The 15159-nt window shown below is 40.8% G+C and carries 18 protein-coding genes; all 18 read left to right on the forward strand.

Annotated elements, in window-relative coordinates; translation table 11 throughout:
* Entirely contained in the window at nt 1-1125 is a 1125-nt protein-coding gene (locus GC096_RS31280; RefSeq protein WP_171635819.1) for a protein-glutamate methylesterase/protein-glutamine glutaminase, read from the forward strand.
* A gap of 44 nt (nt 1126-1169) precedes the next feature.
* Nucleotides 1170-3239 (forward strand): chemotaxis protein CheA, encoded by a 2070-nt coding sequence (locus GC096_RS31285; RefSeq protein WP_171635820.1) that lies wholly within the window; start codon nt 1170-1172, stop codon nt 3237-3239.
* Nucleotides 3240-3308: 69 nt separating this feature from the next.
* Entirely contained in the window at nt 3309-3770 is a 462-nt protein-coding gene (locus GC096_RS31290; protein WP_057315684.1) for a chemotaxis protein CheW, read from the forward strand.
* Between the two features lie 3 nt (nt 3771-3773).
* Nucleotides 3774-4394, forward strand: a complete 621-nt coding sequence (locus GC096_RS31295) for a chemotaxis protein CheC (protein ID WP_171635821.1) — start codon at nt 3774-3776, stop codon at nt 4392-4394.
* Nucleotides 4391-4885: a chemotaxis protein CheD gene (locus GC096_RS31300; RefSeq protein WP_171635822.1), complete on the forward strand. Its 495-nt coding sequence runs from the start codon at nt 4391-4393 to the stop codon at nt 4883-4885. Before GC096_RS31295 ends, GC096_RS31300 begins: the two co-directional genes overlap by 4 nt.
* Nucleotides 4885-5316 carry a hypothetical protein gene (locus GC096_RS31305; RefSeq protein WP_171635823.1) on the forward strand — a complete coding sequence of 144 codons (432 nt, stop codon included), beginning with the start codon at nt 4885-4887 and terminating at the stop codon, nt 5314-5316. The genes GC096_RS31300 and GC096_RS31305 overlap by 1 nt, the downstream gene beginning before the upstream one ends.
* A 19-nt stretch (nt 5317-5335) precedes the next feature.
* Nucleotides 5336-6124, forward strand: a complete 789-nt coding sequence (locus GC096_RS31310) for a FliA/WhiG family RNA polymerase sigma factor (protein WP_171635824.1) — start codon at nt 5336-5338, stop codon at nt 6122-6124.
* A 28-nt stretch (nt 6125-6152) separates the two neighbouring features.
* Nucleotides 6153-7568, forward strand: coding sequence for a flagellar assembly protein A (locus GC096_RS31315; protein ID WP_171635825.1), 1416 nt, complete (start codon nt 6153-6155; stop codon nt 7566-7568).
* A gap of 18 nt (nt 7569-7586) precedes the next feature.
* Nucleotides 7587-7907 carry a hypothetical protein gene (locus GC096_RS31320; protein ID WP_171635826.1) on the forward strand — a complete coding sequence of 107 codons (321 nt, stop codon included), beginning with the start codon at nt 7587-7589 and terminating at the stop codon, nt 7905-7907.
* Nucleotides 7908-7932: 25 nt separating this feature from the next.
* The gene (locus GC096_RS31325) at nt 7933-8514 is read left to right on the forward strand and encodes a hypothetical protein (RefSeq protein ID WP_171635827.1); all 582 of its coding nucleotides are present in this window, start codon (nt 7933-7935) and stop codon (nt 8512-8514) included.
* On the forward strand, nt 8507-9028 hold the full coding sequence (locus tag GC096_RS31330; protein WP_171635829.1) for a hypothetical protein: 522 nt from the start codon (nt 8507-8509) through the stop codon (nt 9026-9028). Before GC096_RS31325 ends, GC096_RS31330 begins: the two co-directional genes overlap by 8 nt.
* Before the next feature lie 248 nt (nt 9029-9276).
* Nucleotides 9277-9975, forward strand: coding sequence for a 30S ribosomal protein S2 (rpsB, locus tag GC096_RS31335; protein ID WP_056625008.1), 699 nt, complete (start codon nt 9277-9279; stop codon nt 9973-9975).
* 116 nt (nt 9976-10091) lie between these two features.
* A complete protein-coding gene (tsf, locus tag GC096_RS31340) occupies nt 10092-10742 on the forward strand; it encodes a translation elongation factor Ts (protein WP_057315674.1) in 651 nt (216 codons plus the stop codon).
* Nucleotides 10743-10832: 90 nt separating this feature from the next.
* Nucleotides 10833-11558, forward strand: coding sequence for a UMP kinase (gene pyrH / locus GC096_RS31345; protein ID WP_056625013.1), 726 nt, complete (start codon nt 10833-10835; stop codon nt 11556-11558).
* 3 nt (nt 11559-11561) lie between these two features.
* Nucleotides 11562-12116: a ribosome recycling factor gene (frr, locus tag GC096_RS31350; protein ID WP_171635831.1), complete on the forward strand. Its 555-nt coding sequence runs from the start codon at nt 11562-11564 to the stop codon at nt 12114-12116.
* 68 nt (nt 12117-12184) lie between these two features.
* Entirely contained in the window at nt 12185-12958 is a 774-nt protein-coding gene (uppS, locus tag GC096_RS31355; protein WP_171635832.1) for an undecaprenyl pyrophosphate synthase, read from the forward strand.
* 75 nt (nt 12959-13033) lie between these two features.
* A complete protein-coding gene (locus tag GC096_RS31360; RefSeq protein WP_171635834.1) occupies nt 13034-13828 on the forward strand; it encodes a phosphatidate cytidylyltransferase in 795 nt (264 codons plus the stop codon).
* A 23-nt stretch (nt 13829-13851) separates the two neighbouring features.
* A complete protein-coding gene (locus GC096_RS31365; protein ID WP_171635836.1) occupies nt 13852-14997 on the forward strand; it encodes a 1-deoxy-D-xylulose-5-phosphate reductoisomerase in 1146 nt (381 codons plus the stop codon).
* The last annotated feature ends 162 nt before the right edge of the window (nt 14998-15159 follow it).

Consider the following 15159-nt stretch of genomic DNA (forward strand, 5'->3'; position numbering starts at 1 on the left):
TTGGCAATATATAACATTCTTGTCGTAGATGACTCCGTCTTTATGCGAAAAATAGTAAGTGATTTAATTTCAGAGAATCCGCATTTTAAAGTCATTGGTACTGCTAAGAATGGTCAAGATGCAATTGAACAAGTTAAGCTGCTTCGACCGGATGCTGTCACAATGGATATCGAAATGCCTGTTATGAATGGATTGGATGCGCTTAAACACATCATGGAAGAGCAGCCAACTCCCGTTATCATGCTGAGCTCCTTAACGCAAGAGGGTGCTTCTGAGACGATTCGAGCATTGGAGTTGGGGGCAGTAGACTTTATTCGAAAGCCATCGGGTTCCATCTCTCTGGATTTGTATAAAGTTAAGCTATTGCTGCATGAGAAATTGCTTATGGCAGTACGTTCGAAAATGAGTGTCAACCAACCAGCAAGCGTGCAATCACCTGTAGTAAAAGTTAATCCCTTGTCTTTGAGATCTAAGATGTTGAAAGACAATTTGAAACAAACCGATTCGGTTGGTCAGACTATCCCAACTACGACACATTTTAGTCATGTAGTAGCCATAGGGACTTCAACCGGAGGTCCGAGAGCCTTACATCAAGTTATCTCCAATATTCCTGCAGGATTTCCAGCACCAATTTTAATTGTTCAACATATGCCGCCTAACTTTACCAAATCACTAGCTCAACGTTTGAATGATATTTCTCAAATTAGGGTTGTTGAAGCTGCTGATGGAGAAGTCCTTCAAACGGCAACAGCTTATGTGGCTCCAGGTGGATGGCATATGGTTATTCACAAAGATTCGAACCGAACGTACAAAATTCGATTAACCAAAGATGAACCTGTTTCAGGTCATCGACCCTCAGTAGATGTGATGTTTGAATCCTTACTAAACATGAATGAGTTAAAACGACATGTCGTTTTGATGACAGGAATGGGAAGTGATGGCGCCAAAGGGATGCTTTCTTTGAAACAATCGGGGGCAACCACAACGATCGCTGAAGCGGAAGAAACTTGTGTCGTATATGGGATGCCAAGAGCCGCTGTAGAAAATCAAGCTGCAATGCATGTATTACCTCAGCAAGAAATTGCGGTTCGTTTATCTAGGTGTGTACAGAATGAAATGAATTGAAGCAAACAAGGGGTACTGGATGATTCTATCGGAGGTGTGTGGTAGTGGAACTTAGTCAATATTTATCGATGTTTATCGATGAATCCAAAGAGCATTTGCAATCATTGAATGAAAATCTTCTTAATTTAGAAAGTAATCCGAAAGATATAAGTATTGTACATAACATTTTTCGTTCAGCACATACGTTAAAAGGGATGTCTGCAACAATGGGGTTTGAGGACATCGCAGCGCTTACACATGACATGGAAAATGTGCTTGACCTTGTCCGTAATAGTAAACTTGATATGGATCCTTACATATTTGATTGTATTTTTAAAAGCTTGGATTCCTTAGAATCCATGGTTGAAGATATCATTCAAGGTGGGACAGGTAAAGCGGATGTAAGTCCAATTGTTGCCTCTCTTAGATCCATCGTGACAGGCGACTACAAAAAAGGCCCGTCTGTTACAACTACAGTTGCAGTAAAAGAACCAGCTAAAGGCATTGAAGTGGATGAGTTTCAATACTCTATTCTTCAACAGTCGATCGATTCAGGCTTTCTAGTTTTCTATATCGAAGTTAGTGTCAATGAAAACTGTGTCTTAAAAGCTGCACGTGCTTACATGGTATTCGATGCGATGGAAAGAATGGGCGAAATTATTAAGTCGACGCCTTCCGTGCAAGAAATTGAGCAAGAGAAGTTTGATCGATCGTTCTCATTGTACTTTATCTCCAAAGTTGATCAAGCAACGCTTGAGAAAGAAATTTTAAATGTTTCTGAAATTGCTTCAGCTGTTATTATAACCGTTGATACAGAATCTCTTGCAGAATTATCCCGACCGATTGCAGAGATTGAAACAGCTCGTCAACAAATCGCTGCTGCTGTTGCTACTACAGTGCCTACAATTGAAGTAGCTGCACCCAAAGCAGAACCAGCTGTGAATCCAGGTGCTGCTAAACCAGCCGCAGGTGGAGCACCAATTGCAAGCCGAACGATTCGTGTAGATATTGAGCGTTTAGATACACTTATGAATTTATTCAGTGAACTGTTGATCGATCGTGTTCGACTCGAGCAATTAGCGAGTGAAGTGAAACGGAATGATTTGACCGAGACCGTAGAACATATGTCCCGTGTTAGCAGTGATTTGCAAAATATCGTTCTGAAGCTCCGCATGGTTCCTGTAGATTCGGTATTCAATCGATTCCCACGCATGATCAGAGATCTTGCTAAATCTTTAGACAAAAAAGTAGATCTAGTGATTACAGGTGCTGATACTGAATTAGATCGAACTGTTATTGATGAAATCGGTGATCCGTTAGTCCATTTATTGCGAAATGCTGTGGATCACGGAATTGAATCGATCAGTGAGCGTTTAGCCGTTGGTAAACCAGAACAAGGTACGATCCAACTTCGCGCATTCCACAGCGGGAATCATGTTTTTATTGAAATCGAAGAAGACGGTAAAGGGATTTATCGAGATAGAGTTTTGAAAACTGCTTTGAAAAATGGTCTCGTTACAGCAGAACAAGCAACTAAATTAACAGATCATGAAGTGTATAACTTGCTCTTCGCATCAGGATTTAGTACGGCGGAGAAAATTTCAGATATATCTGGTCGTGGTGTAGGCTTAGATGTCGTGAAGACAAAGATTCAGATGCTTGGCGGACATGTTCAAGTAGATTCTAAACCAGGCTTTGGAAGTAAGTTTTCCGTTCAGTTGCCATTGACACTTTCCATCATCTCGGCGATGTTAGTACGTTTGGGCAGTGAGAAATATGCGATTCCATTATCCTCCATTGTGGAAACGTCAGCCATTCAGAAGTCGCAAATCCGCAACATCCAAGGTACTAAGATGATTGATTATCGCAAAACGGTTATCCCATTATTGTCCCTGAGCACTTTATTTCAAGTTCCTGATTATAACGAGGATTTGGAAGAAGAAACAGAAATTGTTGTTGTTCGTAAAGGCGATAAGCAAGTAGCACTTATGGTGGACGAATTTATTGGTCAACAAGAAATCGTGTTAAAAACACTTGGTAAATATTTAACTGGGATTTTCGCAATTTCAGGAGCAACCATTCTGGGTGATGGACAAGTTGCTTTGATCATTGATCCTAATGCATTGATTAAATAAACCATATTCGTTTAATGCTGATGCTTACGAAGTCAGTTTTCTAACGAAAACTTTAAGGAGGATTTGACAATGGGAGAAGAAAAGAAAGTAATTGTCTTCGCACTAGGATCGGAAGAGTATGGTGTAGAAGTAGAAAAGGTTAGAACGATCGAAAGAATGCAACCAATGACACGCGTACCTAAAGCGCCAGAATTTATTAAAGGTGTTATTAATTTGCGTGGTATTGTAATCCCAATTATTGATCTACGCGCTAGATTTGGACTTGAAGAAGTAGCAAGTACGGATGCAACTCGTATTATTATCGTTTCTGCGGCTGAATTTGAAGTAGGTTTGATTGTCGACTCGGCTAATGATGTTATTGATGTCGATACAGATAATATCAACACACCACCAGAAGTAGTTGGTGGCATTAAAGCGAAATACTTGGATGGAATCGCTCGTGTAGGCGAGAGTCGATTATTAGTTCTTCTAAACCTAGAGCAAGTTTTGAATCGTAGTGAAATTCAGCAGCTTGAAAGATTTGAGGAATAGCTTGTGGACGTTTTTAGCCAATTACAAGATTTTCAATTAGATGTGCTTAAGGAAGTAGGTAATATTGGCGCAGGGCACGCAGCGACTGCGCTTTCTACCTTACTGGATAAGCCGATCGATATGTTGGTTCCAAAAGTAAGAATGTTGCCTTTCGAAGAAATTTGCGAAAGTGTTGGCGGGGCTGAGACAGTCGTACTTGCCATCTTCTTACGTGTTGAAGGGGATGCCCCGGGAAATATGTTTTTCATTCTTGATTTGGATGCTGCCAAAAACATGCTTCATGATTTGGTTGGTTTATCCTTAACGTCTCATGAAGAGTATTCAGAGTTAGAATTATCAGCACTGAATGAAATTGGAAACATACTTGCCGGTTCTTATTTATCCTCGCTTGCTGATTTTACGAATTTAAATATGCAGCCGACGGTTCCAGCGCTGGCGATCGACATGGCTGGTGCAATTTTAAGCTATGGTTTATTGCAATTTGGTCAAATGGGAGACCAGGCTCTTCTCATTGATACTAAATTTTTGGAAGGGGAGAATGAAGTGCAAGGGCACTTTTTCTTAATCCCTGATCCGGAATCGTTTGGTAAAATCTTTTCGGCATTAGGGGTAGTCTCTCCATGACGCTAGAAAACTTAATTAAAGTAGGTATGGCTGACTTGAATGTTGCTCATCAAATTGGCGTTTTGAAGACAACGGGATTAGGTTCATGTGTAGGTGTTACCCTATACGACAGCCGATCAAAAGTAGCAGGAATGGCTCATGTCATGCTGCCTTCATCTGAAATAGCGCGAGAAGGTTCATTGAATATAGCGAAGTACGCAGATACGGCTATTCCGGAGCTAATTTCGAGAATGGAAAAGCTAGGGGCTAATATAAGTAAGCTTGAAGCCAAGCTGGCTGGTGGTGCTCAAATGTTTGCATTTGCCGGAAATAATGATACGATGAGAATTGGACCGAGGAATGTAGAATCTTGTAAAGAAATGTTGAATCGTTACAAGATTCCTATTCTGGCAGAGGATACAGGAGCTAATTATGGCCGCACGATTGAGTTTTTTAGTGCGACAGGGATCCTTCAGATACGTAGTGTTCAATTAGGAGTAAAGGAAATTTAATGATGATTGGTACTATTCGAATTAATCTCATCGTAGCTCTGTTAGCTGGAATTTTTACGTTTGCCTTATCGATAGGCAATAATTTATTCTTGTCATCCTGTATCAAAGCAGGATACAGCTTTCTCATTTTATTCGTTGTCACATTTGGATTTAGATGGGTCTTAGGGTTATTAATTGGACCTGTTTCTTCATTAGAGGATTCATTACTTGAGAACTCCTCATCCGGGGTTGGTCAGAACTTAGATCTAAGCACACCCGATGAGGATGAAGAAACACGCCAGTTAATGAAGTCGAACCTCACGAATCAGACAAAAGATGCACAATCTAATGATATGCAATTTTCACCATTGAATCCACCTAAGCTAGTCACCAAGAATAATTTGGACCCTGAACAACTGGCGGGTGCCTTGAGGCGAATGTCTGAAGATTAAGGATGGTGTATCATTAATCATGATCGATCAAAAGCAAGTTCAGCTTGCAAATATTGATTTATGGAAACAGTGGAAAGAACAAGGTGTTATTGCAGCTAGACAAGCTCTAATAGAGAACTACTTACCATTAGTGGAGTATGTCTCAGGCAGATTAGCCATTGGTCTTCCTAAAAGTGTCTCTAAAGATGACTTATCTAGCTTTGGAGTTATGGGATTAATTGATGCTATTGAGAAGTTTGATTATGCAAGAGGCTTACAATTTGAAACGTATGCTTCTTGGAGAATTCGCGGGTCAATTATTGATGGCTTGCGTCAAGGGGATTGGGTTCCAAGGTCAGTTAGAGAAAAAGCTAAAAAAGTAGAAGACGCTTATCAAAAGCTCGAACAACAATATCTTCGATCCGTTACAGATTCGGAGATAAGTACTTTTTTACAAATTAGCGAGCAAGATTTTCAACAAATGTTACAGGATATCTCTGTTACGACCATATGTTCGATTGATGACCCCATACGCGAAGAAGAGTCAGAGACCAGATTGTCCCTTATCGTGGATGAGAAAGCCAAGAACCCAGAATCTCAAGTAAACGAGTTTTATTTGAAAGAATCATTGGCAAAAGCGATAGATCGCTTGACAGAAAAAGAAAGAACTGTTGTTTCACTATTTTATTTTGAAGAGTTATCATTAAGTGAAATTGCAGAGGTCATGTGTTTATCACCATCGCGTATTTCTCAATTGCATTCTAAAGCGATCTTAAGACTTAAAGGTGTACTCGGACGATTTAAAAATCAGCTTTTTCAAGATAATTAAACTTATTCTGAAAGTATGGAAAGGTGGTATGTCCGTGAGCGAAGGGAACATGCCTTTGGATTTCTTCATAAGTATTACAGTGTCAGATGACAAGTTATCTGCTCATTTACTTATCAGTAATACTGAAGATACGTTTAAAGTCTCAATTGGGCAATTATTAGATCTGGTTCAAAAAAATCGCATTATTCATGGCGTTAATCAAGTAGTGCTAGCAGAAATTGCAGCAAATCCTAAATCTTTTTCTCTTAAAAAGACGCTAATTGCCACGGGAACTAAACATGTAGATGGTCAAAATGGATATATTAAATTATCTTTTGACTTCGATGACAACGAAAAAAAACCCTTGGAGCTGGAAGACGGCAGGGTCAATTATAAAGAAGTCGTATCCATTCATAATGTTAGAAAAGGGCAATTGATTGGTCAACGTTTTTTAGCTACTGTCGGTACACCTGGTCGTGCTGTTACTGGTGAAACGCTTTTTTCAAAATCAGGTAAAGAAGCTAGATTCAAGGTAGGTAAAAATGTTGTAACGGATGCTGATCAGATGGGGCTATACGCAACGATCGATGGCATGGTGGTCCGTACAGATAGAGATAAAATAAACGTATTCCCTGTGTACGAGATTAATGGGGATGTCGATTATAATATTGGTAACATTGACTTTATCGGTACAGTTGTTGTTAGAGGGAATGTTCTACCTGGGTTCAAAATTCGAGCAGCTGGAGACATTCGTGTGACCGGTGGTGTTGAAGCCGCGGAGCTTGAAGCAGAAGGATCGATTGAAATCTCGGCTGGTATTGTAGGGCAAAATAAAGCTTTGATCAAAGCTGGTAAGAATGTGAAGAGTTCTTTTATCCAAGATGCCACCATTGATGTTACTGGTGAACTAATCGTTTCGCAAAGTATCATGCATTCGACCGTGAGAGCAGGTAAAAGTGTCAGCTGCTTAGGGGCAAAGGGCTTAATTGTGGGTGGGACCATTCAAGCTGGAGAACGCGTTACAGCTAGAACAATTGGGAATTCAATGTCTACGTCAACTATTATTGAAGTCGGTGTTCTGCCAGAACTGCGGAATGAAATGATTCAACTTCGTAATCAACTAAAATCACTAAGTGAGAATATGGAAAAAACTAATAAAGCGCTTACTTTATTGGATCAATTAGCTGCTGCAGGCCAGCTCAGTCCTGATAAACTTGCCATGCGTATTAAACTTAATAATACGAAGAAGCAATCTGTGGACGAACAAGTATCGATCAAGGAACGGATTTTGGAAATCGAGAAATCTCTTGAGGATTCTGAGAATGCTAAGGTTCAAGTTATTTCGACGATTTATGGTGGTACCAAAATTGTTATTGGTCGTTACACGAAATTTATTAAAGATCCAACGAACCGAATGACATTCCGATTAAGTGAAGGCGATATTGTCATGAGTGCAAATGTGTAAGTGAGGAGGGAGTAGACGATGAGTTTCAAAGCCATCGATTTACAATTCGCTGTACACAAGAATGATGAGGCTGGTATAAAGCAGAATCAATTGATGCAGAAGCCGCGGCAAGATGGAACGATTTTAGAAAATCAAGCTGTACAAACAACGGAACGTGACCGAGGGCGGGCAAGCAAACTTGAAGAGAGTGGGCGCGCTGATATCTTGGATCGTCGTGAACAGAAAAAAACGCAAATGGGTAAAGGTAAGACAAGAGGGCAATTAAATAATCTTACTAAGGATCCGGAACACCAACCGGACCATCCCTATAAAGGTCATCATATTGACTTCTCCCTCTAACTTGCTATAGGAAAAGGTGAACTTTATGGTTATGCAGCCGGTGCTCTATGTCATCCTGCTCGGTCTTGTGATGATTGTTTATGCGAGATTTATACCGAAGGAACAAACGACGGCTTCATCCGCAAGTGCTACGGTAGTACAGGAAATTGAAGATACGATAGAACATTTCGCCGCTGAAATGGATGAACAGAATCAAGCAATGCTTGATCTATTTTCAAAGACAAAGCAAGATTATGAAGTGGAGCTTGCTAAGTTAGCAGGCCGTTTGGAAACCTTGGAGCGACAAAAGCACGAGCTGTCCAAAGAACTTACGACTCTTCATGTGAGTCAACCACCAGTTCTTTCTCCGGCGGAGATGCTGAGTGCTCTGAACGCTCCTAATCATGGTATTCCTGCATCTGTAAATGTAATCGAAACTGCTCCTGATCCTCTTCCTGAGGAGCCAGTCTATGTGGGCTTAAGTATGAAAAGCAGATATTCTGAATTATTTACTTTACACGATCAAGGGAAAAGCGTGGAGGCAATTGCCAAAAAGCTTAGTATGAATAAAGGCGAGGTCAGTTTGATCCTTCAACTTTCAAGACAGGAGGAACGGACCCGTGTTTAAAAATAGAGCCTTAGTTACTGGTATTGGGGTAGGTATTATTGTTGGCGCTATTCTTCTTCAAGTGATGCTGATTCGTCCAAGTAGCCCGAGCAAGTCAGGAATATCCTTGGAGGAGATGGATCCTCAGAAGCTCAAGGAAGAGGCCTCTAAATACTATTTGGTGCTTGAGAAAAATGTGAAAATGTACACCCAAGCCGAATTGGATGCTGCTGTGCAGAAGAAAGTCAAAGACGAAGCCGATAAGCTAGCTTCGACGAAGCCGCAAGAAACGCCTAAATCGACTGATCCCGCGGCAGTTACATCTTCAAAGATCGTCATCTATGTCCAACCTAATTTAGATGCAACTGCCGTTGCAGAGCTTCTTGTGAAGTCTGGTGTAATTACTGATCGCAAGGCGTTTGTAACCGAACTCGATAAACGAGGCGGAAACACGAAGATTCAAGTTGGCTATCATGTATTTGAAGGTTTTATGGACATGCAGACTGTGGTGACGAACCTTATTACTTCGCAATAGAATTTCAGACTAAAGGATCTTCTTAGAGAGATCTTTTTTTGTTTGCTTATACATAAACTATCCAATTCAAGGGAAGAATGACATTCAGGATAAAAGGTTGCACCTTGTTTTCAGTTGTGGTATATTTATTCACGGTGTTAAAAACTCACGCCCGTCAATTTGCATAATGGTGCTTACTTCGGTAGGTTTTATGCAAAGATGCGAGGGGCGGCGGATACCAAATAAACCATTTAGAGGAGGGATTGGGGATGGCAGTTATCTCCATGAAACAGCTTTTAGAAGCTGGCGTACATTTCGGTCACCAAACACGTCGTTGGAACCCGAAAATGGACAAGTATATCTTTACTGAAAGAAACGGTATTTACATCATCGATCTTCAAAAAACGGTTAAAAAAGTTGAAGAAGCTTACAACTTTGTTAAATCCGTATCCGAAGACAATGGTACAATCCTTTTCGTAGGAACTAAGAAACAAGCCCAAGATTCCGTTGCTGAAGAAGCAGAACGTTGTGGCATGTACTTCATCAACCAACGTTGGTTGGGTGGTACATTGACTAACTTCCAAACAATTCAAAAACGTATCGATCGCTTGAAAACTCTTGAAAGATGGGAAGAGGACGGCACTTTCGAAGTTCTTCCTAAGAAAGAAGTTATCATCCTTCGCAAAGAGAAAGAGCGTCTTGAGAAATTCCTAGGCGGAATCAAGAACATGAAAGGTTTGCCAAGTGCACTTTTCATTATCGATCCTCGCAAAGAGCGTATTGCTGTAGCAGAAGCTCGTAAATTGGGTATCCCAATCGTTGGTATCGTTGATACAAACTGCGATCCAGACGAAATTGATTACGTGATTCCAGGTAACGATGATGCGATTCGCGCAGTTAAATTGTTGACAGCGAAAATTGCTGATGCCGTTATCGAAGCACACCAAGGCGAGCAAACAACAGCTTAAATTATAGCAATGTGAAAAGGGTGGTTGGAAGGTGTAACAGCCTGTCACCACCCTTTTTTTAAAGAATAAACTAGTGTTACATATAAAAATAAACATTTAACAGGAGGTTTCTTCTAATGGCAGTTACAGCAGCACAAGTAAAAGAGTTACGTGAAAAAACAGGTGCAGGTATGTTAGATTGCAAAAAAGCACTTGAAGAAGCAAACGGCGATATCACAAAAGCGGGCGAACTTCTTCGTGAGAAAGGTCTTTCTGCAGCAGCTAACAAAGCTGGACGTATTGCTACAGAAGGCGCTGTAGAATCTTACATCCACGCTGGTGGTAAAGTTGGCGTTCTTGTTGAGATTAACTGTGAAACTGACTTCGTTGGTAAAACAGAGCAATTCAGAACGTTCTGCAGAGACATTGCTATGCATATCGCAGCAGCAAACCCATCGTATGTTCGTCGTGAAGAAGTTCCAACAGAAGCTTTGGAAAAAGAAAAAGAAATTCTTCGTAACCAAGCTTTGAACGAAGGCAAACCTGAGAAAATCATCGACAAAATGGTTGAAGGACGTATTGGTAAATACTACGAAGAGTTCTGCTTAATGGAGCAAGCATTCATTAAAGATCCAGACAAAACAATCGACCAATTGTTGAACGAGAAAATCGCTGCTATCGGCGAGAACATCTCCATTCGTCGTTTCGTTCGTTTCGGACTTGGTGAAGGTCTTGAGAAAAAACAAGAAAACTTTGCGGAAGAAGTTATGTCCCAAGTTAAACTATAATAGGCATTTAAAAAGTTGGAACACTTGGTGTTCCTTCTTTTTTAGCCCTTAAAGACATGGAGTTATGCATGGAAACGGAGGTCATACAAGTTGGGTCAACCTTTTTATAAAAGAATAGTGCTTAAATTGAGCGGCGAAGCTTTAGCCGGACAGCAGGGATATGGTATTGATTCAGAAGTGATTACCTCCATTGCTCAACAAGTGAAGGATGTTGTAGAGTTAAATGTGGAAGTTGCTATCGTTGTTGGCGGCGGGAATATCTGGCGCGGAATCGCAGGTAGTGAGAAAGGAATGGATCGTGCAACAGCGGATTACATGGGGATGCTGGCTACTGTCATGAATTCACTTGCTTTGCAGGATGCATTGGAAAACCTAGAGGTACCAACAAGAGTCCAGTCCTCCATTACTATGCAACAAGTTGCTGAACCTTACATACGTAGGAGAGCTATGCGCCATCTTGAAAAGGGTAGAGTTGTTATTTTTGCTGCGGGAACAGGTAATCCATATTTCTCGACGGATACGACGGCTGCCTTGAGAGCTGCAGAGATTGAAGCAGAAGTTATTCTTATGGCCAAAAATAAAGTGGATGGCGTCTATTCAGCTGATCCATTCAAAGATCCAACAGCGAAGAAATTCGAAACGTTAACCTATATGGAAGTTATAAGCAACAACCTTGGTGTCATGGACTCCACTGCATCTTCCCTTTGTATGGATAACAACATTCCGTTGGTTGTATTTAACATCACGGAAAAAGGGAATATCAAACGAGTGGTCCTTGGCGATAAAATTGGGACTACAGTTAAAGGGAGCGTATAAACCATGCCTCAATCAGTGAAGAAGAACGCAGAAGATCGGATGGACAAAGCAATTGGAGCGCTAAGAAGAGATTTGACTTCTCTTCGCGCGGGGCGTGTAACGCCATCGTTATTAGATCGCATTCAAGTGGAATACTATGGTGCAATGACGCCTGTTAATCAATTAGCAAATTTGACAACACCAGATTCACGTACCCTTCTCATTCAACCATGGGATAAGAGCTCTATGTCTTCTATTGAGAAGGCAATTATGAAATCCGATTTAGGTTTAACACCTTCGAATGACGGGATTGTTATTCGTATTGTTATTCCTGCATTAACAGAAGAGCGTCGTGCTGACTTGGTTAAAATGACGAAGAAATTTGGCGAAGAAGCCAAAATTGCAATTCGTAATATTCGCCGTGATGCGAATGACGAAATTAAAAAGCTTGAGAAAGCAGGTATTTCTGAGGATGAGTCCCGCAAGCATCAAGAGGACATTCAGAAATTTACTGATAAATTCGTAGCTGAAGTTGAGAAAGTTTTGGCTGCTAAAGAAAAAGAAATCATGGAAGTATAAGATAGATATGCCCCCGGGTATTCATTTGCTGGGGGTTTTTCATCTTTCCCTAGTTGGGAGGAACAACTGTGCTCAAGCTATTTAAGAAATGGTTTAATCCAACACGGAAGCAAGTAGATGCAACAGCAGCGGATATAGAGTTGGACAAAGTACCTGCGCACGTTGCGATAATTATGGATGGAAATGGTCGATGGGCCAAACAACGAGGCTTGCCTCGCGTAGCAGGTCATCATTCGGGCATGAAAAATGTAAAGAAGATTACAATGGCAGCCAATGATATTGGTGTCAAAGTACTTACCATGTATGCTTTTTCAACTGAAAATTGGAAACGCCCCAAAGAAGAAGTCGAGTTCCTAATGAAGCTTCCTCAAGAGTTTTTCCCTTTGGAAATTGAAGAATTAATTCAGAACAATGTGCGTATTCGAATGACCGGTTGGAGAGATGGTCTACCTGACTATACGCTGAAAGCTATAGAAGGTGCGATCGAGCGAACGAAAGAGAACACGGGTCTTATTTTGAATTTTGCTTTAAATTATGGCGGACGTAAGGAAATCATTGCAGGTGTTCAGGATATGATGAAGGACTTGCAAAACGGGAACTTAAACCCGGATGATTTGAATGAATCACTCTTTTCATCCTATATGTTAACGGCGGATTTGCCTGACCCCGATTTGTTGATTCGTACGAGTGGAGAATTACGATTAAGCAACTTTTTACTATGGCAATTAGCGTATTCGGAATTATGGTTCACTGATGCCTATTGGCCAGAATTCACAGAGGACTTATTTATGCAAGCCATTGCTGAATATCAGCGCCGCGGGAGAAGATACGGTGGTATTTAACATCTGATTGTGTAATCGTTTTTCACTAAAAAGGATGACTTAGAGATAAACGTTGTTCATCTAGGGGGATTCAACTTGAAACAAAGGATCATAACTGGCGTCATAGCAGGTCTTGCATTCATTACTCTTCTAGTACTTGGTGATTTGTGGTATGCAGGATTAATCGTACTCTGTTCAATTATTGGATACCGCGAGTATTTACAAATGAATGGGTATATGCCATTTAAACTAACAGCTATTGCTGGACTTATAGTACTTTTATGTTTAACGATCCCTTGGGGGTTGTTAGGTATAACATGGACAATTTCGTTTACAACTGTTATTTGGTTTGCTATGTTTTTGTTGCTTTTCATAACAGTAGCTTCCAAGAATAAAATAACGATTGATCAAGTATCTGTGATTTTACTAGGCGTTGTTTATATTGGATTTGGCTTCAACTATATGATAGAGGCACGTTTGGCGGATAATGGATTGTTTTGGTCGATCATGGTGTTTGTTTGTATTTGGGCTTCTGATGCAGGTGCTTATTTTGTCGGTTCGAAGTTAGGCAAGCACCCGCTATGGCCTCAAATAAGTCCTAAAAAGTCGATTGAAGGAGCGCTAGGCGGAGTAGTTATTGCGATGATTTTGGCAGTATGCTTTGCTTTGTACGCACCGGATCTCTTAAGTGTAGGGAAATCACTCCTGTTAGGATTTGTTATTGCTGTAGTAGGACAAATTGGTGACTTAATTCAATCCGCTTATAAGCGTGTTAAAGGAATTAAAGACACGGGAACTTTGCTGCCAGGTCATGGTGGTGTACTCGATCGGATGGATAGTTGGTTAATTGTTTTCCCCTTTATCTATTTGCTCAATTTGATTCCTAACTAATTTTCATAAGCTGGGGTGAACATATGAAGAAAATTGCCATCTTGGGATCGACAGGTTCCATTGGGACTCAAACCTTGGATCTTGTACAGCATTCGCCAGAAAAGTTTCAGGTCGAGGCAATATCAGCAGGGTATAACAGTGATCTTGTCATTGAGCAGGCTAACCAATTTCGACCTAAGCTCGTTTCTGTTGCTACGAAGGAATTAGCTGAAAATGTTGCTAGGCAAATACCATCAAACATTAAGGTTCTTTATGGTGAAGCTGGGTTGTTGGAGGTCGCTGCTGCGACAGATGCGGACTTGCTTGTAAGTGCATTGGTGGGGAGTCAAGGATTAAGACCAACTTTGGCCGCGATTGAAGCAGGTAAAGATATTGGACTAGCCAACAAGGAGACCTTAGTAAGTGCAGGTCACATTGTAACTGAAGCCGCTTCTCGAAAAGGTGTTGCCTTATTACCTATAGATAGCGAGCATTCTGCGATTTTTCAATGTTTGAATGGTGAGAAGCGTTCTCAAATTGCTCAAATCACGATTACAGCTTCAGGTGGCTCATTCCGCGATCGTACGCGTGAACAATTAGTAGGTGTTACCGTGGAGGATGCACTAAAGCATCCGAATTGGTCGATGGGTGCCAAAATTACGATTGACTCTGCAACAATGGTGAATAAAGGTCTTGAAGTAATGGAAGCGCACTGGCTTTTCGGGTTAGCATATGAGGATATCAAAGTGTTGCTTCATCCGGAAAGTGTCATTCACTCTTACGTTGAATTTGTTGATCATAGTGTTATCGCTCAGTTAGGTAATCCGGATATGAGGGTTCCCATCCAGTATGCGTTAACGTATCCAGATCGCTATCCAACACCAACAACAAGATTAGACCTAGCCGCAATCGGTAAACTTCATTTCCGTGAGATGGATTATACACGATTCCCTTGCTTGCGCATGGCGTTTGAAAGTGGTAAACAAGGTGGAATTACGCCTACTGTGTATAATGCTGCTAATGAAATTGCGGTGGCTCGTTTCCTTAAGGGTGACATTTCATTTCTACAAATTGAGGATATTATCGAAGCTTCTTTGCAAAAACATGAATCATATGCTAATCCTACAATTGAAGTTATTCACGAACAAGATCAATGGGCTAGATCGTTTGCAGCGTCTATCCGTTTCTAAATGTCAGGAAGAGATGAGGTCAGCTTGCATGGCTCAGCTCTTCTTTTCAATTTCCGACACTGAGGTTGTAAAGTAAAGTCTATATATTTCACTTAGTTCGTTTAATGACCTGTACGGGCATAGCTTGTATTCAGCCGTTCAATAGTGGTAATCTAAGAACAA

This window comes from Paenibacillus plantarum (assembly GCF_013141695.1).
GTDB classification, from domain to species: domain Bacteria; phylum Bacillota; class Bacilli; order Paenibacillales; family NBRC-103111; genus Paenibacillus_E; species Paenibacillus_E plantarum.

Bases quoted from the DNA above. Each gene is read 5' to 3' on its own strand.
- GC096_RS31290 (WP_057315684.1), top strand. From the start codon at position 3,309: ATGGGAGAAGAAAAGAAAGTAATTGTCTTCGCACTAGGATCGGAAGAG.
- GC096_RS31300 (WP_171635822.1), top strand. From the start codon at position 4,391: ATGACGCTAGAAAACTTAATTAAAGTAGGTATGGCTGACTTGAATGTT.
- GC096_RS31305 (WP_171635823.1), top strand. From the start codon at position 4,885: ATGATGATTGGTACTATTCGAATTAATCTCATCGTAGCTCTGTTAGCT.
- GC096_RS31310 (WP_171635824.1), top strand. From the start codon at position 5,336: ATGATCGATCAAAAGCAAGTTCAGCTTGCAAATATTGATTTATGGAAA.
- GC096_RS31315 (WP_171635825.1), top strand. From the start codon at position 6,153: ATGTCCGTGAGCGAAGGGAACATGCCTTTGGATTTCTTCATAAGTATT.
- GC096_RS31320 (WP_171635826.1), top strand. From the start codon at position 7,587: ATGAGTTTCAAAGCCATCGATTTACAATTCGCTGTACACAAGAATGAT.
- GC096_RS31325 (WP_171635827.1), top strand. From the start codon at position 7,933: ATGGTTATGCAGCCGGTGCTCTATGTCATCCTGCTCGGTCTTGTGATG.
- rpsB (WP_056625008.1), top strand. From the start codon at position 9,277: ATGGCAGTTATCTCCATGAAACAGCTTTTAGAAGCTGGCGTACATTTC.
- tsf (WP_057315674.1), top strand. From the start codon at position 10,092: ATGGCAGTTACAGCAGCACAAGTAAAAGAGTTACGTGAAAAAACAGGT.
- frr (WP_171635831.1), top strand. From the start codon at position 11,562: ATGCCTCAATCAGTGAAGAAGAACGCAGAAGATCGGATGGACAAAGCA.
- GC096_RS31365 (WP_171635836.1), top strand. From the start codon at position 13,852: ATGAAGAAAATTGCCATCTTGGGATCGACAGGTTCCATTGGGACTCAA.